We start from the raw sequence: 23,227 nt of genomic DNA, 5'->3' as shown, positions 1-23,227 counted from the left end.
ATAAGTAAAACTTTACGCTGATAGGCTTAAAAAGGCTTGTCAGCGTTTTTTTTGGACGCTAAGTTAAGTTCGATAGCTTCCAGCCCTTGAAGGATAAGGGTTGAAGCATATTTTTTTAATTATGGAACGAAAGTCATCACAAAAATAATCACAGATGACACAAAGGGGAAATCACAGTGAATAAAACTCAACTAGTAGAACAAATCGCAGAAAACGCAGACATCTCTAAAGCATCAGCTGGTCGCGCTCTAGACGCATTCATCGAAGCAGTTAGTGGTACGCTTCAGTCTGGTGACCAAGTTGCTCTTGTTGGCTTCGGTACATTCAGCGTACGTACTCGTGCAGCACGCACAGGTCGTAACCCAAAAACTGGTGAAGAAATCCAAATCGCAGAAGCTAAAGTACCTTCTTTCAAAGCTGGTAAAGCTCTAAAAGACGCTTGTAACTAATTTTTTGTGTCGAAGACACAAGAGCTGGTTCAGCTAACGGCCATTGCATAACTTTTGTCCAAACAGTCAGATTTGAACAAAAATTTACAAACTAAGAGCCGAACTTTCTTAAATTATGCGCATCCTACTGATGCGCATTTCTTTTTCTGATATTATCGCGACATTACATTTTCTATTAGAAGCAGTCGGCTTCAATTGTGGAGAGCAGTTAAATTATGATGGATCGACTACGCGAAGGCGTGAACAGCATCGCGGTCAAAATTATCCTTGGACTTATCATCCTTTCTTTCGTTTTTGCTGGTGTAGGTAGCTACATTGTTGGCGGTAACAACAACGCGGCAGCGAAAGTAGGGAACACCGAGATTGCTCGTGGTGAGTTTGAGATGGCATACCAAAATGAGCGTAACCGCATGCAAGCTCAATTGGGTGATTACTTCTCTCAAATGCTGGCTGACCCTGCATACGTTGAATCGTTCCGCAAATCTGTTCTAGACCGCATGATCAACGATGTGCTACTTGACCAACAAGCTGAAGCTCTAGGTCTACGCATTAGCGATGCACAAGTTCGCAGCATGATTCTAGACATGCCTCAGTTCCAATCTAACGGTAAATTTGACCAAGAGATCTACCAAGCGTCTCTACGTCGCGCAGGCTTCTCTCCAGACTCATTCGCAGAGTACATGCGCCGTGAATTGGTTCGTGAGCAACTGCTGAACGCACTGCAAACAAGTGAATTCACGCTACCTGGCGAAGTTCAGGCAGAAGGCAAGCTGTTCACTCAAACTCGTGACGTTCGCACAATCACTATCGATTTGGCTGAGTTTGCTAAGAAAGTAGATCTTACTGATGAAGAAATTCAAGAGTACTACAAAGCAAACCCAGATAACTTCACTCGTCCTGAGCAAGTTAAAGTTGCTTACATCGAGCTTTCTGCTGAAGAGCTTAAGAAGCAAATCCAAGTTTCTGACGCAGAAGTTAAGAAATACTACGACGAGCACCTAGATAAGTACTCAACAGAAGAGCAACGTCGCGTAGCACACATCCTAGTTGAAGGTGATGATGAAGCGAAAGCGCAAGCAATTCTTGACGAGCTAAACGCAGGTGCTGATTTTGCTACACTAGCAAAAGAAAAATCGGAAGACTTTGGTAGCGCTGAAAATGGCGGTGACCTAGGCTGGATCGAACGTGATGTAATGGACCCATCTTTTGAAGAAGCGGCATTTGCACTTAAGAACCCAGGTGATATGACTGGTCTAGTGAAGTCAGATTTCGGTTACCACATCATTAAGCTTGAAGAGCTAAAAGGTGCAGTGGCGAAACCATTCTCTGAAGTTGCAGCTGAAATTAAACAAGAAATGGTAGACCAGAAAGCGGTAGATCAGTTCTATGAACTACAAAACGAACTTGAAAAAGTAGCGTTTGAGTACCCAGATTCGCTAGATGACGCTTCTAAAGCGGTTGGTCAAAAAGTGAAGACGACAGACTTCATTTCTCAAGTTGATGCGCCAGAAGTTCTTAAGAACCAAGCTGTGATGCAGGCAATTATGAGCCCAGAAGTGAAAGAAGATGGTCTGAACTCTGAAGCAATCGAAGTGGCGCCTGAGCACATCATTGTTGTTCGTGTCGAAGATGCTCGTGACGAAACAGTTCTTCCACTAGCTGAAGTGAAAGATCAAGTGGTTGCAGAACTGTCTCGCGTTAAAGGCGAGCAAGGTGCGATCGAACTCGGCACGAAAGTTGTTGCTGCTCTGAAAGAAGGCAACACGGCTATTCTTGCTGAAAATGGTTTGGCGTTTGGTGAGCAAGAGTCTGTTGATCGTCGCTCTCCACTAGCAGCAACAGTATTTGCAATGGCGAAACCTGTTGATGGCAAACCAGTGTTTGGTCAATCTAAAGATCTAGAAGGCAACATTGTTGTTGTTGAGCTTGATGCTGTTCATGCTGAGCTAGACAGCGCATTGGAAGAGCAAGTTGCGATGCAAATGCAACGTGCTTCTGCTCAACAAGATCTTACTTCGGTAATCTCTGTACTACGCGCAAACACTGACATTGAGTACTTTGTTGTGAGCAACTAAGCATTACTGATGTAATTTGCATGTTAACTAAAACGGGTCGCATTCGCGGCCCGTTTTATTTTTGTTTGAATAAACTTCAACATAAACAGCGCTTTGCATAGAGTAGTTTTCGTTTTAATACAAAAACTCAAGGGAGGGTGCTCAAATGAAATGGATGTTAACACTGTGCTTATTACTCTTAGCACCGATGAGCTGGGCAGAAGAGAGTAAGTCGGCTAACACAAAAGCAGCTAAGTACGAAGGTATCGAGATTACGGTAAACGTAAATACAGCTTCAGCGCAAGAGATTGCCACCATGCTAAAGGGTATTGGTGAAAAGAAAGCGAAAGATATCGTCGAATATCGTAATGAACACGGTCCTTTTAAAACCGTTGCGGATCTGACCAAAGTGAAGGGCATTGGCGATGCCACGGTGAAAAAGAATGAAGAGCGTATTTTGTTGTAATCAACGTTCTTGCCATTAAAAAGCGAAGTTTCTGTTTCCTATTACTGCTTTCCCGAACCAATCTTCTTTAATGGTTCGGGATTTTTTTGTTTGGTTAGCTTAAATGCGAAAATGGAGTGTGAAGAGCTCTTTTTAGCGTTTTGCCAAGGGAGCTAACCAAAGAGACGACGGTGTAGCAATTTTTCTAACCCTGCCATACCTAGACCACCAATTGCGCCAAATAAATGCGCATCAACAGCAACACGAGCCCCAATCATTGCAGCTGTACTACTCGAAGGACCGTAGAACTGTTCCCAGGCGATTTTCGCAATTAGACCACCAACGAGCAGCATGCTGCTTCTTCTGCCATCAAAAACTTCACTCAGAGCCCAGAAACCGAACAATCCGTGCAGTACCCCTGATAAACCAACGTAAACCGACATATTAGTGAACAAGTTCATTGCACCAACAAAGGCGCACAAGACAATGAACACAATGAGAAAGTTGCGCACGGTAGGGCGGAAAATAAAACCAATAATCCATAGACCAGCTAAGTTCATACCAAGATGAGCAAAGTTGGTATGCGTCAAATTTCCTGTTACGATTCGCCACCATTCGCCATGGCGTATATTGTATGCATGCCATTCAGTTAGACTTGCCATTGGCTCGAATTGAAGTATTAAACAGATGACGCTGATGATGCTCAGCAATGTATAAAGGTTCACTCTATGTCTCGTTATTGTTCTCAGTGTGGAAAATCGCGCAAAGCTTGTATCTGCCAATGGATTGTATCGCTAGCAAACGAGGTTGAACTTATCATCCTTCAGCATACGAGTGAAGAGCATCGTCCTCTCGGTACGGCACGGATTCTCAATTTAAGCTTAAATCATTGTACTTGCTTGATTGGTGAAGATTTTTCTGACGATTCAGTTTTAAATGCCTTGCTTGAGGATGCAACGTACCAGCACTTTATTCTGTATCCTTCAGAGCAGTCGTTGTGTCTTTCTCAGTTGGCAGATGAACGATCTGATTCTACTAAGAAAACTCGTTTGATTTTACTTGATGGGACATGGAAGAAAGCTTACAAGATGTGGCAGCTTTCGACCAATTTACAGTCTATCCCCACGGTGAAGTTGCCGGAAAATCTACAAGGTCACTACACCATTCGTAAAGCACCCTCTGAAAACAGCTTATCGACGGTAGAAGCTGGGTATCATGCGTTAAGCTTGTTAGAGCCAAACCAAGATTTCACACCTTTATTGGCGGCGTTTGAGAAGATGATTGAGTTCCAAATCGCCCAGATGCCTCCGGGCGTATTTGAAAAGAACTATCTGAAAGCTCGTTAAGCTGAAAGGGGATTAAGGTTCATAGTGGCCTTTAAAGCCGTCCTTTTTGGTTAGAGCACGATTGAAGAAAACAACTGACGGTGTAGCTTTTGTGCATGCCCGTCAGTCATCGCTGAGATGTAATCTGCTATCACACGCATTTTTGCGCTCTCGGTGGTGGCAGTTTGCCACAAGGTTTGGGTGTGTGTTGGAAGTAAGCGTTCAGGATCGGCACTTAATGCCTCAAACAAATCCATGATGATCTGTTGACCCTTATACTCAACAATCTGCACCTGATGTACTTGAATCACATACTTACTAACAAAGTGTTTGAGGACTTCAAGCGCTTTTGCCATCTGTGGTTCTAAGCAGGCGTTCCAAGCCAGTAGCGCATTGTTAAATGGTTCATCGACGACTTTAATTGAGATACTGGTAAGCAGCGCATTGACCATACCGCCGATCGCATCTTTGCGTTCATGATGTTTGCCACTAAACAACATCTGCCCGATTGACCCAATGTGCTCTTCAAACCACGGGTCACCACAATCCGCCAGTTGGCTTGCTGCTCCTTCTTGCCATTGTTGGCGAGTGACCATTCCCAGCACAATTGCATCTTCCAAATCATGTACGCCATAAGCAATGTCATCGGCGAGTTCCATGATGGAACAATCGAGTGACTTGAAGCGAGTTTTACAGTGCTCAAAGTCTGATTCTGGGCGACAGCGCATTTGGCTTAACAAGGCTTTGTCGTTGTCGGTTAATGGTGCAATGACCCAATCGAACAAATCCTTATCGCAGTCGTAGATCCCCTTTGCTGGGCACCAGTCTTTGGCTTTTAGCTTGCGTTGGTGTTCGACTGGGTCAGGTAAGCAGACTGCACGAGTTTGGCTAAGTAGCGCAGGGTATTTGATCAAACCAAGTAGCGCGCGTCGCGATAAGTTCATACCAAAGTGCTCAGTATATGGCTCTAGTTTGGTGACGATACGAAATGTTTGAGCATTCCCCTCAAAACCTCCATGCTCACGCATCATGTAGTTGAGGGCTACTTCACCACCATGTCCATAGGGAGGATGACCAATGTCGTGTGCTAAACAGAGAGAATCGATCAAGCTGTCAGACGGCAGAAGATCTCGAAACTCTGGTTGCTTTTTCTTGAGCTGCGCTACGATACCCGTTCCCAATTGCGCGGCTTCGAGAGAGTGGGTTAAGCGAGTTCGGTGGAAGTCTTCTAAGCTGTTGCCGTGGACCTGAGTCTTCGCCTGTAAGCGGCGGAAAGCCGCAGAGTGCAAGATGCGCGCACGGTCACGCTGATATGGGCTGCGATGATCGTCACGGCGGATTTTATGTTCATCGTCATGGCGTTCTTGCCATGAAGTATCTAATTCAAACGACACGTTTCTCTCCATCAACTAACTGATTTCATCCAGCGATAATTCAAAACTTGGGGCAAAGGTATGAAGGAAGTATTCCATTTCTGGTGTTTTACGTTCTTGCAAAGTGATGTCGAGACGCTTCTTGGCGAGAGCAAACTCGTGATTACCTGCACTAAGTTCTTCGAGACATTTTAAATATGCACAGATGGAATCAGCTTGTTTCACGATCAATGCATCTTTTTCATGCGCAGAGTGCGACAACAGGTAGGGAGCAAAATCGTCTTGAAACTCCTCAGGCAACATGGACAGTAACTTTTGTTCCGCAGCTGCTTCGATCTTCTTATATTCTTTAGAGATTTCTGGGTTGTAGTATTTTACAGGAGTTGGCAAGTCACCAGTTAACACCTCACTGGAGTCGTGGTACATGGCAAGAATTGCTATCCGTTCAGGATTGAGGTTGCCGCCAAACTTCTTGTTTTTGATTAAGGCGAGGGCATGAGCGACAAACGCGACTTGCAAGCTGTGTTCAGAAACGTTTTCCGGTGATACCGAGCGCATCAAGGGCCAGCGTTGGATGAGCTTCATTCGTGCCAAGTGGGCGAAAAAATGGCTTTCTTTCATTGCTGTCTCCAATTTTGATTCTGATACAAAAAAAGGAGCTCACTAGGAGCTCCTCTAAGCATATGAGAGTTCAGTAGTAATTACTACTGGCTATACGTTGTTAAGAACCGTTCAAAGCGACCAATCGCGGTTTCGAGATCTTCTACGTGGGGTAAAGTCACGATACGGAAGTGATCGGGTTTTGGCCAGTTGAAGCCAGAGCCTTGTACCAACAATACCTTCTCTTGTTTTAAGAAATCCAAGACCATTTGTTGGTCATTTTTGATGTTGTACATCTTGGTGTCGATTTTCGGGAACAAGTACATCGCGCCTTTTGGCTTCACACACGAAACCCCAGGGATCTGATTGATCAGTTCGTAAGCGCGGTTTCGTTGTTCAAGAAGACGACCACCTGGCAGGATTAACTCATTAATACTTTGATAGCCGCCTAACGCGGTTTGGATTGCATGTTGCATTGGTACGTTGGCACACAAACGCATTGAAGACAGCAGTTCGAGACCGTTGATATAGCCTTGTGCCAAATGTTTAGGACCCGTTAGGAACATCCAACCACCGCGGAAACCACAAACACGGTATGCTTTTGACAGACCGTTGAAGGTCATTACCAATACATCGTCAGTAAGTGTTGCGACAGAAGTGTGTGTTGCACCGTCGTAAAGTACTTTGTCGTAGATTTCGTCGGCGAAGATCATCAACTTATGTTGACGCGCAATCTCAATCACTTCTAAAAGGAAATCACGGCTGTAAACCGCACCCGTTGGGTTGTTCGGGTTGATGAGAACAATACCGCGTGTTTTTGGCGTGATTTTCTTTTTGATGTCTTCTAGATCTGGATACCAGTCCGCACCTTCATCACATAAGTAATGAACAGGCTTACCACCTGATAGTGCAACAGATGCCGTCCACAATGGGTAATCCGGTGCTGGGATCAGCATTTCATCGCCATTATTCAATAGCGCTTGCATTGCCATTACGATGAGTTCGGAAACACCGTTGCCTACGTATACATCTTCCACATCCAGAGAACGGATGCCTTTACGTTGGTAGTGCTGCACGACGGCTTTACGTGCTGAGTAAATACCCTTGGAATCACAATAGCCTTGAGAAGTTGGTAGATTACGGATTACATCTACTAGAATCTCATCAGGGGCGTCAAAACCAAATGGGGCGGGGTTACCAATGTTTAGCTTTAGGATTTTATGCCCTTCTTCCTCCATGCGTTTAGCATGTTTGAGTACAGGACCCCTAATGTCGTAGCAGACATTGTCGAGTTTTGACGACATCCCGATATTTTGCATTGTTTAATTCCTAAAAAATCGTTAATTTCTTTATTAAAATACAATAATTTGTTTTTTATTAGAATATAAATCTGTAAATTATCCGTTTAGTGGCTAAGTTTTGTCCTGTCGCCATCACAGGATTTTGCAAAAGATCGCATACGACCTTGATTTGCTTTGGGTCTAAACTTAGAGTAGCCGTCAGTTACCACTAATCCTCACATATTTCGAGGTTGATTTGTCACAGTTCCATCAAGCCGTAAATAGAATTATCGAGCGAGTTCAGCAAACGGAAGGCAATCAAACACGTTTAGTCGAGCCACTCAACGAGAAACCAAATTTCGCGTTTATTGACTGGCTTGAAGCACAACCACTTTTTCCCAAGTTTTACTGGCAGTCCCGTGATACTCGTGAAGAAGTTGTTGCCCTAGGTCAGCTCCATTCTTTTGTTGAGCCGGGACCTGCATATACGATCCTTGGAGAAGGTCAACGTGTATGGGGTGGTCGTTCATTCGATGGTCAGCACGAGAAAAATCGTCGCTGCATGCCATCTTTCTTTTTTCTTCCTCAAATCGAGTTGATTCGCTTCGATCAACAATGGTCGCTCGCAGTCAATATCTCAGAAGATAAAACCCGTACATTAGCAGGCTTAAAAAAGCTGGTTTGTGATGTGCCTAGCCTTGCGCCTATTTCTTCTCATATTCGATCTATTGACCACGCGCCAACTGAGCCTGAGTGGAACACGCTAGTAGAAAAAGTGCTGACAGGTATTGAAAACGATGATTTCAAGAAAGTGGTTTTGGCTCGCAAAACAGTGGTTCAACTAGATTCGACACTTTCTGCTGCGCAGTTACTTAAAGCAAGCTACTTAAATAATCACCACAGCTTTCATTTTCTATTGAGTCTAGACAGTAAACACAGTTTTATGGGGTCAACGCCTGAGCGTCTTTATTCACGTGTTGGTCATGAGCTTCATACTGAAGCTTTAGCCGGCACTATTGGTCGTGGCGATAATGCAAAGCAAGATATGGAGCTAGCAAACTGGCTATCTCAAGATTCTAAAAATCTGAATGAAAACCAATATGTAGTGGATGACATTATCGATCGTTTGTCGCCGCATTCAGAAAGCGTTGAGGTCGAAAACGAGCCTCGCTTAGTACGTTTAAGAAAAGTTCAGCACTTGAAGCGTAATATTCACGCTGAACTGAAAGCTGGAATCAATGGGGTTCAGCTTCTTTCCGCTTTACAACCAACCGCTGCAGTAGCGGGTTTACCACGCAAGGAATCGATGCAGTTTATTCTGGATAACGAACCGTTTGCTCGTGGTTGGTATGCAGGTTCGATGGGTTATATTAGCCATGAACGTGCAGAATTTTGCGTTGCGATCAGAAGTGCTTTGATCTTAGGGGATCAAGTTCAACTGTTTGCTGGCGCGGGTATTGTTCCAGGCTCCATTGCAGAACATGAATGGGCCGAGTTAGATAAAAAAATGTCGACGTTACTTTCTCTTATTTCAGATCACCCACCGCTTGGGGTTGCATCATGAGTGCCGATCAAGCTGTTTTGAATCGCATCTGGTCTGAAACCATCCTGACAGAATTGAACCGCTTCGGTGTGAATCACGTTTGTATTGCGCCTGGTTCTCGCTCTACACCTTTAACAGTAGAAGCGGCAGATAACCCCAATTTTACTATTCATACTCATTTTGATGAGCGTGGATTAGGCTTCATGGCGCTCGGACTTGCTAAAGCAAGCAAAGAGCCGGTCGCATTGATTGTGACTTCTGGCACTGCCGTAGCGAACTTATTGCCTGCGATTGCTGAAGCAAAGTTGACTGGTGAAAAGCTGGTGGTACTGACCGCTGACCGCCCTGTTGAATTAGTAGGTTGCGGTGCAAACCAAGCCATCAACCAATTGGGTATTTTCGCTGAGCATGTATCGGACAGTTTAAACCTTCCGAGTCCGACATTATCAACGCCTCTTAATTGGTTGCTGACTTCTGTTGATGAAGTGATGTTTACGCAACGCCTAAGAGGCAGTGCGGTACACATTAACTGTGCCTTTCCCGAGCCTTTGTACTCGAACACTGAAAAGAGTACGTACCAAAGCTACTTGGACACGGTTGCAGGTTGGAGAGACAGCAAAGTCACGTATTGTCAGCGATTTAACCCTAAAACCAGCAGTGCGATCCCAAGTTGCGGCGATAACAGAGGCGTGGTAGTCATCGGAAGCTTGCCATTAGTTCAAGCGCAAGCGGCTCGTGTATTTGCGGAACAGATGGGGTGGCCGATACTTGCCGACCCACAAAGTGGAGTGAGTTCTGATTGGGCGCACTTTGATTTATGGCTACAAAACCCAAGGTTGGCAAGCCAGCTTGATGACTGCGATTTGATTGTTCAGTTCGGCAGCCGAATCATTTCTAAGCGTTTTAATCATTGGTTAGAGAGACATGTTTCTCGCAATCAGCATGGTGGGGATATTCAATATTGGTATGTCTCTCCACGATTGGATCGTGACAATCAAAGCCACTTGCCTCAATGGCATTGGGCAGAGCAGCCAAGCGCGTGGGTAGAGCGTACTACAGAGTTTGAATCGGAGTATTCCGGCTGGGCAGATGACCTTGCTGCTGACATCAAACAGGTGACTCAGCATGCGAAAGGTTTGTTTGTCTCCGATCCTAAGAGTGAATTGAGTGAAATTGCTTTGGCAATAGATGTTGCGGAGCGGTCTCAAGGGGTGGACTTGTTTGTTGGTAATAGCTTGTTTGTTCGCCTAATCGATATGTTTGGCAAACTGGACAATACCGAAGTCTTCACTAACCGTGGCGCTTCGGGTATTGATGGATTGTTTGCTACGGCAAGTGGTGTGCAACGAGCTCGTCAAAATCCAATGTTGATGTTCCTTGGCGATACTTCTGCTCTATATGGATTGAACTCACTAGCGCTGTTTACACACAGTGAATTACCTTCGGTTTTAGTGATCACGAATAACGATGGTGGTGCGATTTTTGATTTACTGCCAGTGCCACAAGAGCATAGGGAGTCTTTCTACCAAATGCCCCATGGCTATGAGTTTGAGCATGCCGCTAAGCAGTTTGGATTAGAATACAGTAAACCAAGCACGCTGGCAGAGTACCAAACGTTAGTAGCACAACATTTGGCGACAGGTCGTGGAGCATTGGTGGTCGAAGTGCAAACGCCGTCAAATCAAGCGGTAGAGCATCTTAAATCCTTCAATAAGAATCTACATGCTCTATTCTGAACACTTTCCTGCAACGGAAAAACACCAAGGTAGCGCATTACCTACGTTGGTGTTTTTGCATGGTTTGCTTGGCAGTGGTGAGGATTGGCAAACGTGTATGGCAGCTTTGCCACAGTATGACCGAGTAACGATTGACTTACCCGGGCATGGGCATAGCCAATCTATTTTTTGCCGTGACCTGAATGATTGCTGCAAACTGCTCCATTCCACACTATCTTTACTATTTCCCTCACAACAACCGTTTATTCTGATTGGTTATTCAATGGGTGGGCGCATTGCTATGCATGGTCTTGCGCACCAGTGTTTTCTGGATCTCAATATTTGCGGTGCGATTATCGAAGGGGGAAACTTCGGGCTGCAAAGCGAGTCAGAAAAACAAGCACGGTTTAGCAACGATGCGCATTGGGCGAGACGCTTCAAAACAGAGCCTCTTGCCTGTGTTTTGAACGATTGGTACCAACAGTTGGTCTTTTCTTCACTAAACCATGAGCAAAGACAAACATTGATTGAGAAACGAAGTGCTAATCTTGGTTCAGCAGTTGCGGACATGTTGCTTGCGACGTCTTTAGCAAGGCAATCTTACTTGCTGTCTGCGCTGCAACAACAAACCATTCCGCTGTATTACATTTGCGGTTCAAAAGACAAGAAATTTAGTCAACTGGCTGAGAGTAGCGGGTTGGCGTATCTGCAAGTTGAGGGCGCTGGACACAATGTCCATCAAGAGCAACCACAACAATTTGCGATGCACATTAATCAAATATTTCATTCTCACTTTGGGTGAGAGCAACGAGAACAATGGGAATCACCATGGCTAAAACAGTAGGCATTTCTGAAGAAGAACTTTACGCTCCGGTTCAATGGAAAGATTGCGGCGAGAAATACGAGGACATTCATTACCACAAGTCTGAAGACGGTATCGCGAAAATTACTATTGCACGTCCACAAGTGCGTAATGCGTTCCGCCCTCAAACGGTGAAAGAGATGATTGATGCGTTGGCAGATGCACGCTACGACTCTGGTGTTGGCGTGATCATTCTAACGGGTCTAGGCGAAGACGCTTTCTGTTCTGGCGGTGACCAGAAGATCCGCGGTGATTACGGCGGCTATAAAGACGACCAAGGCACTCACCATCTAAACGTATTGGATTTCCAACGCGACATCCGTACTTGTCCAAAACCAGTGATCGCATCGGTTGCAGGTTGGGCTGTCGGTGGTGGTCATGTTCTTCACATGATGTGTGATCTAACGATTGCAGCTGATAATGCACAATTTGGTCAAACGGGTCCTAAAGTCGGTTCATTTGATGGTGGCTGGGGTGCATCTTATATGGCTCGCATTGTTGGCCAGAAGAAAGCTCGCGAAATCTGGTTCCTATGTCGCTTCTACAATGCACAAGAAGCAGTAGATATGGGACTAGTGAACACAGTTGTGCCACTAGAAGACCTAGAAAAAGAAACCGTTCGCTGGTGTCGTGAAGTTCTACAACATAGCCCTATGGCGCTACGTTGTTTGAAAGCGGCACTCAATGCAGACTGTGATGGTCAAGCGGGTCTGCAAGAGCTTGCTGGTAACGCGACAATGATGTTCTACATGACGGATGAAGGCCAAGAAGGTCGTAACGCATTCAACGAGAAACGTCGCCCAGACTTCGACAAATTCCCTCGTAACCCATAATCCGTATAAGAAGAGGAGCCATGCGCTCCTCTATTTCGTTTTCGTCCTGAGCGCCTCGCCCTCTGGGAGGCTAGCGGGTTTTCTCGCTAAAGAGCTCAGAATATACGGCATTACATAGGATTCGAATTATGCGTAAAGCGAAGATTTATCGTTACTGCTTGCCAATGGACAGTGGCGTGATACTGCGTGATAACAAGTTGACGGAACGTACAGGTTATATCGTTGAACTGTCCGAAGGCGATAAAATAGGTCGTGGTGAAGTCGCTCCACTGGTTGGTTTTAGCTTGGAAGGTGTGGAAGAAGCCGGTATTCAATTGCAAGCTCAGGTTGAACGCTGGGTTGCGAACTTACCTTTGGATTACAACCACATGTATCCATCGGTTGCGTTTGGTTTGTCGATGGCTCAACTGGAGCTTGAAGGTGGTTTACCTGCGCAAGGTAAGCACCAAGTCGCGCCTTTGTGTAACGGTGACCCAGACGATCTGATCCCAAAACTGAACGAAATGGAAGGCGAAAAAGTCGCGAAAGTAAAAGTCGGTCTGTATGAACCGATTCGTGACGGTATGCTGGTGAACTTGTTCCTTGAGTCGATTCCACAACTAACGCTTCGTCTTGATGCAAACCGTGCTTGGACGCCAGAAAAAGCGCAGCAGTTTGCAAAATACATTGCACCATCACTACGCCAGCGCATCACTTTCTTGGAGGAGCCATGTCGCTCTCCTGGCGACAGCCTGTCTTTTGCAATCAATACGGGGATCGCTATCGCGTGGGATGAGACGTTGCAAGATGCGGTTCGTCGTGAAGATTTCAGCTTGGAAGATCTTACTGGTGTGAAAACCATCATCATCAAGCCAACGTTAATCGGCTCGGTTGATTTCTGTATTAAGCTGATTGAAAAGGCGAAGACGCTGGGCATTAAAGCCGTGATCAGCTCAAGCATTGAATCGAGCTTAGGTCTCAACCAACTTGCGCGCTTAGCACAATGGCAACTACCAAATGAGATCCCAGGTTTGGATACCATTGGTTTGTTTAAAGCGCAATTAGAGCAGGGCTGGCCGAAGTGCGATCTTCCAGTTATTCCGCTGTCAGAGCAGGAGTTAGTGTGGCATTCAGCGTAGATGATATTGCGATTGCACCATGGAAATACTGGGCTCATGTGAGCCCTTTTTCTATTGCACTTGAAACAAACAAAGCGTCGCTCAATTGGCAGCAATTAGCGGTACGGATTAGCCATTATGTTCATTCCCTGCAACAGCAAGGTGTGATGAATGGAGATGTGGTGACGTTAGTCGGTAAGAATCAAGTTGAAACCCTGTGGTTTTATCTTGCCGCTCAGCAGTTAGGAGCGACTGTTGCTTTAACCATGCTGCAGCCTTTTGAGGCTCTGTCTGGCAAACTAACGACATTATACAAACCGAACCAGCAACGCTTTGTTTGGTTTGCTGATGGTGCTGTTGGTTTGTACTCTGAAAATCAGTTATCACAACTTAGTGCTACCTTGTTGTCGATTCCAGACACTGACACCGATGATGTATCAGTGCTCTCTACTGACGGATACTCGCATGATGGATTCGCATCTATCGTATTTACCTCTGGTTCAACCGGTACGCCCAAAGCGGTTGTTCATACGCATAGACAGCACCTTTCTTCAGCTCAAGGTCTGTTGGCTGAGTTTCGGTTCGACCAACAAGATACGTGGTTACTCTCTTTGCCGCTTTATCATGTTTCTGGTCTTGCCATTGTGTATCGCTGGCTGTTCGCTGGTGCAACCATTAAGGTCGGAAGTGGAAGCCTTGCAGACGATATTGTTGGTGTCTCTCATGCTTCTTTAGTCTCGACCCAGCTTAAGCGTTTGCTGGACGAACAAGTTGAATTGTCTCTCACGCATGTATTACTGGGTGGTAGCCACGTCGCACATGAGCTCGCACTACGAGCGACACAACAAGGCATTGAGACTTGGCTAGGCTACGGCATGACGGAAGCCGCTTCAACGGTGACAGCAAAGCAAATAGACAGCATCAGCAATGCAGGTCACCTATTGCAAAATCGAGATATTAAGCTGGAGGAGCAACGCATTTATATTGGCGGGCTCACTCTCGCAACTGGCTACTTTAATCAAGGAAGTATTACTTCTCTGCTTAATGATGATGGTTGGTTCGACAGTAAAGACTTAGGTGAGTGGCAAGGCGATGAACTTAAGATCATTGGACGAGCAGACAACCAATTCATCTCTGGCGGTGAGAATGTTCACTGCGAAGAAACTGAAGCAGTACTGAACCAAATCGAGGGTATTTCGCAAAGCATTGTTGTGCCAGTAGAAGATGCGGAATTTGGACACCGACCAGTGGCTGTGATTCAAACTGAATCGTTATTGAGCAAAGTACAGTACGAGCAATACCTAAAAACTAAGCTAGAGAAATTCAAATGGCCAGTAGCGTATTACGCAATGCCTCAAACTCTGTTAGGTGGTGGTATTAAAGTGTCGCGCAAAGCAGTGAAAGACTGGCTAAAAAATGAAGTGCAAAACGGTGACTAAGCGTTATTGCACTTCAGGGGGATGTGGTGATGGTGAGTCACCACAATTCTTTAGTTAGCGAGCGCGACTTTCATCTGCTCAGCCACTTTATCTACTTTGCCCAATCCGATAATCACTTGTAAGCCGCCTTTACCAATCATAACTACGCCAGCAGCACCTAGTTGTTTTAGCTTAGCTTCATCGGCTAGAGAAGAGTCTTTTACAGTCAAGCGAAGGCGAGTAATACAATTGTCCAACTCGAGAATGTTATCTGCACCACCAATCGCTGCGATGTAGTCTTTCGCCAATTCACCAATGTTCTCAGTGACTTCTTTTTCCATATCCTCGCCGCGACCGGGTGTACGTAAGTTGAACTTAATAATCGCAAAGCGGAATACGCTGTAGTAAATCGCGAAGAAAACTAAACCTTGTGGGATCAGCATGTACCATTTGGTCGCCAGCGGGTTTTGGCTTGATAGTACGAAGTCAACGAAGCCTGCAGAGAAGCCAAAACCTGCCATCCATTGCATGCTTGCCGCAATGTACATTGAGATCCCCGTTAATACTGCGTGAATCAGGTACAACACTGGCGCTAAGAACATGAAGCTGAACTCTAGAGGTTCTGTGATACCAGTGAAGAAAGACGCCATCGCAGCAGCCAGCATGATAGAAAACACTTTGGTTTTGTTTTGCTTATCAGCGCAGTGATAAATCGCAAGAGCGGCACCTGGTAGGCCAAACATCATAATTGGGAAAAAGCCAGCTTGGTACATACCAGTTTTGCCGATCACAGCCGTACCATTGGCAATAGACTGTGCGCCGCCTAAGAAGTTTGGAATGTCGTTGATGCCAACCACATCAAACCAGAAGACTGGGTAGAGCGCGTGGTGCATGCCGATTGTCAGCATCAAACGGTTAAAGAAGCCAAAGAGACCTGCGCCTAACGCCCCCATGGATTCGAGCTTAGTCCCGAAAATAATTAATGCATCATAAATCACAGGCCATACGTAAAGCAGGACAAAAGCCAAAGCCATGCCAGCGATAGAGGTTAAGATTGGAACCAGACGCTTGCCACTGAAGAATGCCAACGCCTTTGGTAGCTCAACACCAGAGTAACGGTTATAGATTTCTGCTGAGATCACGCCAACTAGAATACCGATAAACTGGTTGTTGATTTTGTTGAACGCATCAGGCACTTCGTCAGCACTAATATCCATCAATTGAGTAACGGCACCCGGTGCTAGTAATGTGGTTAGCACCATAAAACAGATAAAACCAGATAAAGCGGCAGAGCCATTCTTATCCTTACTTAATCCGAAAGCGACACCAACGGCGAACAGTACCGCCATGTTATCAATGATGGCTCCACCGGATTTAATTAGGAATGCCGCTAAAACACTTTCAGAGCCCCAACCGACCGGATCAATCCAGTAGCCAATCCCCATTAATATTGCCGCAGCAGGTAGGGTCGCCACGGGTACCATTAATGCCTTACCGACTTTTTGCATATAGCCGAGTATATTCATATTTGCCCCTATAATTTTAATGCCACCTAAAACATGATCTATGTTTGAAAGTGGTGTTTTTATTTAGTTTCTAGAGACTATTTGAAACTTAATTATCGACGCAAACAAACGAAATCACTACTATCATGAATTAATATTTTTAATGCATGGTGCGTTATGGCTAACCAACAGTTACTGCTTAGAAACCTTCATACTTTCAGTATCGCAGCGAAGCACCTCAGCTTTACGCAGGCAGCGAAAGAGTTGCACCTCACTCAAGGCGCTGTGAGTCATCGCATCAAAGTGCTAGAGCAGGAGCTTGGTTTTTCTCTGTTTGTGCGAGGTACGCGGAAGTTAGATTTGACCGCAGAAGGGTACCGATTCCAAAAGACATTATCATCGTCACTGAGCACCATCTTTAATGAAATTGAAGAAATAAAATCAACGGATTTAGTTGGTGAACTGAATATCGCTGCATCTCCGGGATTCTTAAATGGATGGTTGATGCCACGTATTGCGGATTTTAAACGTCTTTATCCGGGATTTAACCTCAACCTGTTTGCACAGGAAAACCAATTAGATTTAGTGACTAATCACATTGATGCTGCGATTTTTTATGATACGGAGCATTTGGTTGATGTGTATCGCCAAAGACTGTTTGGTGAAAAGTACATCCCGGTCTGTACACCTGAGTACATGAAAGAACAGAATATTTTAGAGGATGGGATGGCATCACTTCATCGTATCAACTTTATCCATGCATTGGGTTCGGATGTATGGCAACGATGGATTGCCCATGTGGGACTTGATGTTGATATCTTTGAGCATTTTTATTGTGTTAGCCATCGAGATATGGCGGTGCTCGCGGCGAGAAATAGTGTTGGTGTGGCGATGGGGCGGTATCGATTCGTCAAAGATTTACTGGATAAAGGAGAATTGGTTAGCCCTTATCCGACAATGGATACGAACTTGGGGTACGATTTAATTTGTCCATCTGGCTATGAACATCGACCTAAAGTGAAAACCTTTATTTCATGGATAGAAAGTCATATACCCAAGTAACCTCAAAATGCTTGGTTCAGCGAGAATGACTTGGTTTGAAGGCGAGGCAACAATTTGAAGATCTAGTGGTTCTAAATCAAAAGTTGTTAACGAAGCATACGAACCAAGGCAACTCACCTTTTGGGAGTGTGTCACTGAAACAATTTCATCGTCAAACAACTTGGAAAGAGCTTGCTATTACGCTTCGTTGTTTTCCTTGAACTTGAATCAGTGACAGCGCTCTGAATCCAGCACCTTGAAGTCACTTGGGTATAGTTGATTTCGCAATGAATTAGTCGAAAAGGTAATTTCGTATCCTTATAACTCTGAATCATAATCATGCTCAAAGATAAAGGAATAAGGCATAAGGTTCAGGATGATCAAATTAGCGTTAGCAGCGGCGGTATTATTGCAAATCGGTGTAGCTGTCAGCAGTGAGGGGTTAATGCGTTCATTGGCTGAGTTAACTGCCTTTCTGGTTGCAATAGCTTTAGTGTTGGTACACAAAAGTCAAAGCACGCGAAAAGTTGAGCCAACCCAGCCTCAGAAAATCGATCAAGGTTTAGCTGAGAAGTAACCAGCCTAGAGACGTAGTAGAAATCAGTACCCACAACGTGACGCCAAACAGTAATGGCTTTGCGCCTGCTGATTTGAGTTTTGAGACTGAAATACTGCAACCAATCAAGAACAAACAAACCACAAGAGCTTGCTTAGCAATGGCAAAGATGCCTTGATATACCACTTCAAATTGTGGGAAGAAATCGCTGAATGCAATTGCAGCACAGTACCAGAAAATGAAGTAAGGAATCACTAACTTACTTTTGCCTTCCTCTCCATTACCTCGAGAAAAGATCACAGCACTGATCAGTGCGACAGGGATAATCCACAATGCTCGGGCGAGCTTCAATGTTGTTGCTGTCGTAAGTGCTTCTTCGCCGTAAGCAGACGCGGCACCCACAACTGAAGAAGTGTCGTGAATCGCAATCGCCGCCCATGTTCCGAACGTATGCTGATCCAAGCCTATTGCGTGACCAATCACTGGGAAGATAAATAGCGCTAATGAGTTCAGAACGAAAACCGTTGCAAGTGCAAGACCGATTTGTTCGTCCTTCGCTTTAATCGCTGGAGCGACAGCGGCAATTGCACTGCCACCGCAAATTGCAGTGCCAGAAGCGATTAAGTAAGCGGTCGTTCGTTCTAACTTAATCATCTTCGCGATCGTCATACCGATCACAAGCGTGCCAAGAATGGTGGCGATGATAAGACCAATACCGTCAGAAGTGACTGCTAGAGCCTGCTCAAAGTGAATACCGAATCCTAAGCCAATGATTGAATAGGAAAGCAACTTCTTGGTAAAAGAGGCAATAGTAAGTTCTGTCGGTACTAGGCTAAAACTCGCCAATAGAAAACCGACCACAAGCGCAATAGGAGAGGACACGAAAGGGGTTAAACAAAACAGCAGTGCCAATCCAAAGGGGATATTCTTTGTATTCAAGGGTGTCGTTCGTTGTTATGAGTTAAAGCGTGGAGTATACAGTAACGCTTTTGGTCAGAAAGTCTTAATGAATTGAACATACGTTCAGTTAAACTAAACGCATGTTCAAGAATATGAAAGTGCTGCTCTGAGTTTAACGCCAGTCGCCTCGAAGTGCTCTTACTTTTTCAAACATAACTTGCGCGCTGGCTTGTTTTGGATCGACGGGTGTTCCTGCTTCGATTTCTAATTTAGACCAGAAACGGGTTGGTAACCCCTTACATGCGCGACCTTTTGCACGGCTGAAATAGCTGCCCCATAAACCTTTCAGTGCCATTGGTATGACTGGGACAGGGCTGCGGCGAAGGATGATATCGATACCACGCATAAACTCGTTCATCTCACCATCTGACGTTAAACGTCCCTCTGGGAAGATACACACAATATGACCCTCACTCAGTGCTTTCTCAACATCATTAAATGCGCGGCGAATCGATGTTCGATTGCTAGCCGAGATGGGGATCACGCCTGCTCGGCGAAGGAATCGTCGCAAAGGAGGAAGGTTCGCATAGTCTTCTTCCATCACAAATCGAATGAGACGAGGACAAACGGCACTTAATAGCAGTGAGTCCATATAGCTGACATGATTGCAGACGATCAATGCCCCGCCGTGTTCTGGTAGGTGGTGTAAGTTCTTGTGCTTCACTCGGTAAATGGTATGAGTGACCACCCACATTGCAAAGCGCACCACAAAGATAGGAATCTGCAAAAAAATGTACGTTGCAACGAGGAAGTTAAGCACCGCCAGAAGAGCAAACAATTGAGGAATGCTCATTTCAAGTACGCTTAGACAAACAATGCCTAATACAGCGCTGCCTACCATGAATAGAGAGTTAAAGATGTTTAAGCCTGCAATGACCTGCGCTCGTTCCGTTTCTTTAGCTCGGTGTTGCATCAAGGCATAAAGGGGGACGATAAAGAGACCGCCGGATACACCTATCATTAATAAGTAGAAGAACAAGAGCCAGAATGCATCGTAGCTAACAAACTCAGCGAAAGTATGGAAGCGAGGCAGATCGGTCGGAATCGATGTTGCCATCAAAAAACCGAAGATTGTGATACCGAGAGCACCAATCGGCACGATGCCGACTTCAATACGATGATTTGAGAGCCAATTACACGCCATGGAGCCAACCGCAATGCCAACAGAGAATAGCGCTAGAAGGAAAGAAACCGCGCTTTCGGTACCGTTCAAATACACCTTGGTGAAGTTTGGAAATTGAGTCAGATAAGCCGCACCTAGGAACCAAAACCAGCTGATTGCCATGATGCATTGGAAGACAATACGATCAGACTTAGCAATCGCGAGTGTGTGCTTGGTCTGTTTATATGGTTGCCATTTGAATTGAATGTCCGGCGCGCTGGCTGATGCAAACGGAATAAAGCGACTAGATAGGTAGCCCAAAACAGCAAAGATGACAACGCAGAAAGCAGCAAGATATTTGGCACTCTCTGCTGAGGCAATAATACCGGCACCGAGAGTACCGACCAGAATTGCGATAAACGTACCAGCTTCGACTAATGCGTTGCCAGGGACGAGTTCTCTCTCATTAAGTTGTTGAGGAAGTAGGGCATATTTGACTGGTCCAAAGAACGCCGATTGGGTACCCATCAAAAACAGCAATAAGAGCAGGACGCCATAGCTTTCGGTGATAAAACCAATTGCGCCTAATAGCATGATGCCGATCTCGAACAACTTTACCTTTCGAATAAACCATGACTTCTCGTACTTATCCGCGAGCACCCCAGCTGATGCAGAGAATAAGAAGAATGGAAGAATAAACAAGCCTGCCGCTAAGTTAATGAAAAGGTTGCTAGAAATTGGTAACGCGCTTGACCCAGCAAAAGCCACAAACAGCAGCAGTACGTTCTTAAATATGTTGTCGTTGAAAGCACCAAAAAACTGGGTAATAAAGTAGGGGAGGAACTTTCGCTGCCTAAGCAAAGACGACTGGCTGTCTGATGACATGAACAATCCTTTATTACCAGCTGATCAGGTAGTTTGAAATCAGGTTATCGATAAGCTCTTTACCATCAATAGGTTCGCTTGAGAAAAATTTGTCATCGACGCTCAGAAGTGTAATGCCGTGAACACCTGACCATAATACTCGACTCGCTTGTAATACTTCAGATTCAGTACGATGGGGAGCGATTTGTGCCAATAAGGATTCCAACATTCCTGTCATACCATCGATGCGCTTCGCGTGCCACTCTGGAAGCTCAGCACCATTCATGTTGTGCTCAAATACCAGTTGCCAGCGGTAAGGGTGTTTTTGCGCAAAGTCATGGTAGCAGTATGCCAGTTCAAAAAGTGCTTGATGAGCATCCTTACTGTTTTTGGTCGCGGTTACTGCTTCTTGTTGCAACTCATCCAATGTCTGTGCAACGGCATGTAAAAGCAGTAGGTTATAGTTGCCAAAGATATTAACGAGAGTACTTGGCACGTAACCTATCATATTAGCGATCTTGCGAAGGCTCAGGTCGTGGTAAGAGTTTTCGTCTAAAAAGTCTTTGACTGTGGTAAGAGTCAAATTGACTAACTCTTCTCTAGTGTGATCGTTTCTGCGCGCCATAATTTAAAACTACTTATTGAACAACGTTCAATATGATAGTCAGCTACTGATTGACCGTCAATAACGCAAACAAGTCAGAAACCTGTGGGTTGGCAATATTCTGATACATGTCTTCTATTACGGATTGTTTCATTGTTGAATCCGACGGAGTATGATGGACACATCTCATATTTAGCGTGCTACTGATATTAGATGCTCGTTCATTTCACTATCATGCAGCGCGATTAAGTACATATCGTCAATTTTAAGGATAACGATGAAACGTTTATTTTCGATTGTCGCCCTACTGATGTTTACTGTTGCTGTAACGCCTATCGCGGAAGCGAAAAAGTTCGGTGGTGGTAAGTCTTTCGGTAAGAGTTATAAAACAGCCCCTGCTCCTAAACAGCAGCAACAAAACACAAACACCATTGGTAAAGAACAAGGTGCTAAATCATCAAGCAAAAAAGGTTTGATGGGCGGCTTACTTGGTGGTCTTCTTGCTGGTGGTTTGTTAGCAGCATTCTTTGGTGGTGCATTCGAAGGTATCCAATTTATGGATATCCTAATCATCGGTTTGATTGCATTTGTTATCTTTAAATTGATGCGCGGCATGCTTGGCGCTAAACAGGGCAGTATGAATCAGCATCGTCAACAGCCAGCATTTGGCGGTAATGCTTCTAAGTTCGAGCAACCAAACATGCAGAATTTTGAGCAACAGCCAAATACAAACGCTGGTGGTTTTGGCGGTTTCGGTGCTCAAACTGACATCCCACATAACTACCCACCGGGTTTTGACCAAGCTGCATTTATCAATGGCTCTCGTGAGCACTACCGCATCTTGCAAGGCGCATGGAACCATAACCAACTTCACACGATTGAAGAGTATGTTTCACCAAGCCTATTTGAAGATTTGAAAGCAGAACGTGCGAAGCTAGATGGCGAGCAACACACCGATGTGATGTATGTAGATGCTGAAATCGTTCGCGCTGACTACGATGCAAGTAAAGCACAGCTTAGTCTGCAGTTCAGTGGTCGCTACCGTGATGCAGCAGAAGGCATTGAAGAAGATATCGAAGATATCTGGCACCTAGAGCGCGACCTAACGGTACCAAACGCACCTTGGTTGATTGTCGGTATTCAAGGTTAATCACCAGCAGCGTTCAATTTAGTCTTAGTAAAATCCCGCTTTCGAGCGGGTTTTTTTATGTCTGGAAATCAGAGAATCGAAACCTATCGATATAATTTCGAGTGGTTAAAGTCGAGCAAATAGGATTCTTACAAGGGAAACGATGAGTCACACATAGGGATTGGTGAAGATAGAGCTAATGAGATGATCTATGGCTTGATTCCATTGACCTAAAATAAACCAGCTGACACTTGGATTCCTCTCAAGCAGAGCTAGTTAAAAGTATCTAGGTGTCGTACTACTTAACGAAAGATCACCAAAAATCGCGCTGTGAGTGAGACTAGATTTAGCCAGATAGTGGGGTAGTCATTGAAAATTGATAGGTATAGAACGAAAAAAGCCAGCTCAATGAGCTGGCTTCTTCAATATGGTGGAGGGGGACGGATTCGAACCATCGAAGGCAGTGCCGGCA

Annotated in this window: 21 protein-coding genes; 13 read left to right on the top strand and 8 right to left on the bottom strand. The window is 45.1% G+C overall.

Annotation, left to right across the window (positions count from 1 at the left end; all coding sequences use genetic code 11):
- Window positions 1–176: 176 nt before the first annotated feature.
- The 3 genes from AACR11_RS28425 to AACR11_RS28415 all read left to right on the top strand — a co-directional run bounded on the left by AACR11_RS28425 (window position 177) and on the right by AACR11_RS28415 (window position 2,969).
- The gene (locus AACR11_RS28425) at window positions 177–449 is read left to right on the top strand and encodes an HU family DNA-binding protein (RefSeq protein ID WP_005430934.1); all 273 of its coding nucleotides are present in this window, start codon (window positions 177–179) and stop codon (window positions 447–449) included.
- Window positions 450–664: 215 nt separating this feature from the next.
- Window positions 665–2,524, top strand: a complete 1,860-nt coding sequence (gene ppiD / locus AACR11_RS28420; RefSeq protein ID WP_009698342.1) for a peptidylprolyl isomerase — start codon at window positions 665–667, stop codon at window positions 2,522–2,524.
- A gap of 145 nt (window positions 2,525–2,669) precedes the next feature.
- A complete protein-coding gene (locus AACR11_RS28415; protein WP_005446580.1) occupies window positions 2,670–2,969 on the top strand; it encodes a ComEA family DNA-binding protein in 300 nt (99 codons plus the stop codon).
- Between the two features lie 152 nt (window positions 2,970–3,121).
- Here the strand turns inward: AACR11_RS28415 and rrtA are convergent, their stop codons facing one another.
- A complete protein-coding gene (rrtA, locus tag AACR11_RS28410) occupies window positions 3,122–3,673 on the bottom strand; it encodes a rhombosortase (protein ID WP_029788621.1) in 552 nt (183 codons plus the stop codon).
- Between the two features lie 3 nt (window positions 3,674–3,676).
- Here rrtA and AACR11_RS28405 point away from each other — a divergent pair, with 3 nt between their 5' ends.
- Window positions 3,677–4,294, top strand: a complete 618-nt coding sequence (locus AACR11_RS28405) for a tRNA-uridine aminocarboxypropyltransferase (RefSeq protein WP_005446584.1) — start codon at window positions 3,677–3,679, stop codon at window positions 4,292–4,294.
- A gap of 50 nt (window positions 4,295–4,344) precedes the next feature.
- Here AACR11_RS28405 and AACR11_RS28400 read toward each other — a convergent pair whose 3' ends face one another.
- From AACR11_RS28400 to AACR11_RS28390, 3 genes are all read right to left on the bottom strand, one after another.
- Entirely contained in the window at window positions 4,345–5,679 is a 1,335-nt protein-coding gene (locus AACR11_RS28400) for an anti-phage deoxyguanosine triphosphatase (RefSeq protein WP_045490409.1), read from the bottom strand.
- 3 nt (window positions 5,680–5,682) lie between these two features.
- Window positions 5,683–6,267 (bottom strand): 5'-deoxynucleotidase, encoded by a 585-nt coding sequence (gene yfbR / locus AACR11_RS28395; protein ID WP_029788619.1) that lies wholly within the window; start codon window positions 6,265–6,267, stop codon window positions 5,683–5,685.
- Between the two features lie 83 nt (window positions 6,268–6,350).
- Window positions 6,351–7,565, bottom strand: a complete 1,215-nt coding sequence (locus AACR11_RS28390; protein ID WP_029788618.1) for a pyridoxal phosphate-dependent aminotransferase — start codon at window positions 7,563–7,565, stop codon at window positions 6,351–6,353.
- Between the two features lie 217 nt (window positions 7,566–7,782).
- On the opposite strand from AACR11_RS28390, the gene AACR11_RS28385 reads away from it, so the two are divergent.
- The 6 genes from AACR11_RS28385 to menE all read left to right on the top strand — a co-directional run bounded on the left by AACR11_RS28385 (window position 7,783) and on the right by menE (window position 15,015).
- Window positions 7,783–9,090, top strand: coding sequence for an isochorismate synthase (locus AACR11_RS28385; protein WP_017188355.1), 1,308 nt, complete (start codon window positions 7,783–7,785; stop codon window positions 9,088–9,090).
- Entirely contained in the window at window positions 9,087–10,805 is a 1,719-nt protein-coding gene (menD, locus tag AACR11_RS28380) for a 2-succinyl-5-enolpyruvyl-6-hydroxy-3-cyclohexene-1-carboxylic-acid synthase (protein WP_029788617.1), read from the top strand. The genes AACR11_RS28385 and menD overlap by 4 nt, the downstream gene beginning before the upstream one ends.
- Complete coding sequence (gene menH / locus AACR11_RS28375) at window positions 10,792–11,586, top strand: 2-succinyl-6-hydroxy-2,4-cyclohexadiene-1-carboxylate synthase (protein WP_009698338.1); 795 nt, start codon at window positions 10,792–10,794, stop codon at window positions 11,584–11,586. Before menD ends, menH begins: the two co-directional genes overlap by 14 nt.
- A 26-nt stretch (window positions 11,587–11,612) precedes the next feature.
- Window positions 11,613–12,479: a 1,4-dihydroxy-2-naphthoyl-CoA synthase gene (menB, locus tag AACR11_RS28370; RefSeq protein ID WP_005446595.1), complete on the top strand. Its 867-nt coding sequence runs from the start codon at window positions 11,613–11,615 to the stop codon at window positions 12,477–12,479.
- A gap of 128 nt (window positions 12,480–12,607) precedes the next feature.
- The gene (menC, locus tag AACR11_RS28365) at window positions 12,608–13,597 is read left to right on the top strand and encodes an o-succinylbenzoate synthase (protein WP_029788616.1); all 990 of its coding nucleotides are present in this window, start codon (window positions 12,608–12,610) and stop codon (window positions 13,595–13,597) included.
- Window positions 13,582–15,015, top strand: a complete 1,434-nt coding sequence (gene menE, locus AACR11_RS28360) for an o-succinylbenzoate--CoA ligase (protein ID WP_029788615.1) — start codon at window positions 13,582–13,584, stop codon at window positions 15,013–15,015. The genes menC and menE overlap by 16 nt, the downstream gene beginning before the upstream one ends.
- A 50-nt stretch (window positions 15,016–15,065) precedes the next feature.
- On the opposite strand, the gene nagE is transcribed toward menE, so the two are convergent.
- Window positions 15,066–16,520 (bottom strand): N-acetylglucosamine-specific PTS transporter subunit IIBC, encoded by a 1,455-nt coding sequence (nagE, locus tag AACR11_RS28355; RefSeq protein ID WP_029788614.1) that lies wholly within the window; start codon window positions 16,518–16,520, stop codon window positions 15,066–15,068.
- 156 nt (window positions 16,521–16,676) lie between these two features.
- Between nagE and AACR11_RS28350 the strand changes: the two genes are divergently transcribed.
- A complete protein-coding gene (locus AACR11_RS28350; protein WP_005446602.1) occupies window positions 16,677–17,561 on the top strand; it encodes a LysR substrate-binding domain-containing protein in 885 nt (294 codons plus the stop codon).
- A 355-nt stretch (window positions 17,562–17,916) separates the two neighbouring features.
- A complete protein-coding gene (locus AACR11_RS28345) occupies window positions 17,917–18,117 on the top strand; it encodes a hypothetical protein (protein ID WP_005446604.1) in 201 nt (66 codons plus the stop codon).
- Here AACR11_RS28345 and AACR11_RS28340 read toward each other — a convergent pair.
- The 3 genes from AACR11_RS28340 to AACR11_RS28330 all read right to left on the bottom strand — a co-directional run bounded on the left by AACR11_RS28340 (window position 18,103) and on the right by AACR11_RS28330 (window position 21,647).
- On the bottom strand, window positions 18,103–19,008 hold the full coding sequence (locus AACR11_RS28340; protein ID WP_029788613.1) for a YeiH family protein: 906 nt from the start codon (window positions 19,006–19,008) through the stop codon (window positions 18,103–18,105). The genes AACR11_RS28345 and AACR11_RS28340 overlap by 15 nt on opposite strands.
- 160 nt (window positions 19,009–19,168) lie before the next feature.
- Entirely contained in the window at window positions 19,169–21,043 is a 1,875-nt protein-coding gene (locus AACR11_RS28335) for an MFS transporter (RefSeq protein ID WP_029788612.1), read from the bottom strand.
- 13 nt (window positions 21,044–21,056) lie between these two features.
- Entirely contained in the window at window positions 21,057–21,647 is a 591-nt protein-coding gene (locus AACR11_RS28330; protein ID WP_005446609.1) for a TetR/AcrR family transcriptional regulator, read from the bottom strand.
- Window positions 21,648–21,903: 256 nt separating this feature from the next.
- On the opposite strand from AACR11_RS28330, the gene AACR11_RS28325 reads away from it, so the two are divergent.
- Window positions 21,904–22,776, top strand: a complete 873-nt coding sequence (locus AACR11_RS28325) for a Tim44 domain-containing protein (protein ID WP_005446611.1) — start codon at window positions 21,904–21,906, stop codon at window positions 22,774–22,776.
- Window positions 22,777–23,227: the final 451 nt, after the last annotated feature.

Source organism: Vibrio sp. L85, from assembly GCF_963871815.1.
Taxonomy (GTDB): Bacteria; Pseudomonadota; Gammaproteobacteria; order Enterobacterales; family Vibrionaceae; genus Vibrio; species Vibrio harveyi.
The sequence above is the reverse complement of the archived record's forward strand: the minus strand, read 5'-3'. Positions and strand labels throughout refer to the sequence as shown.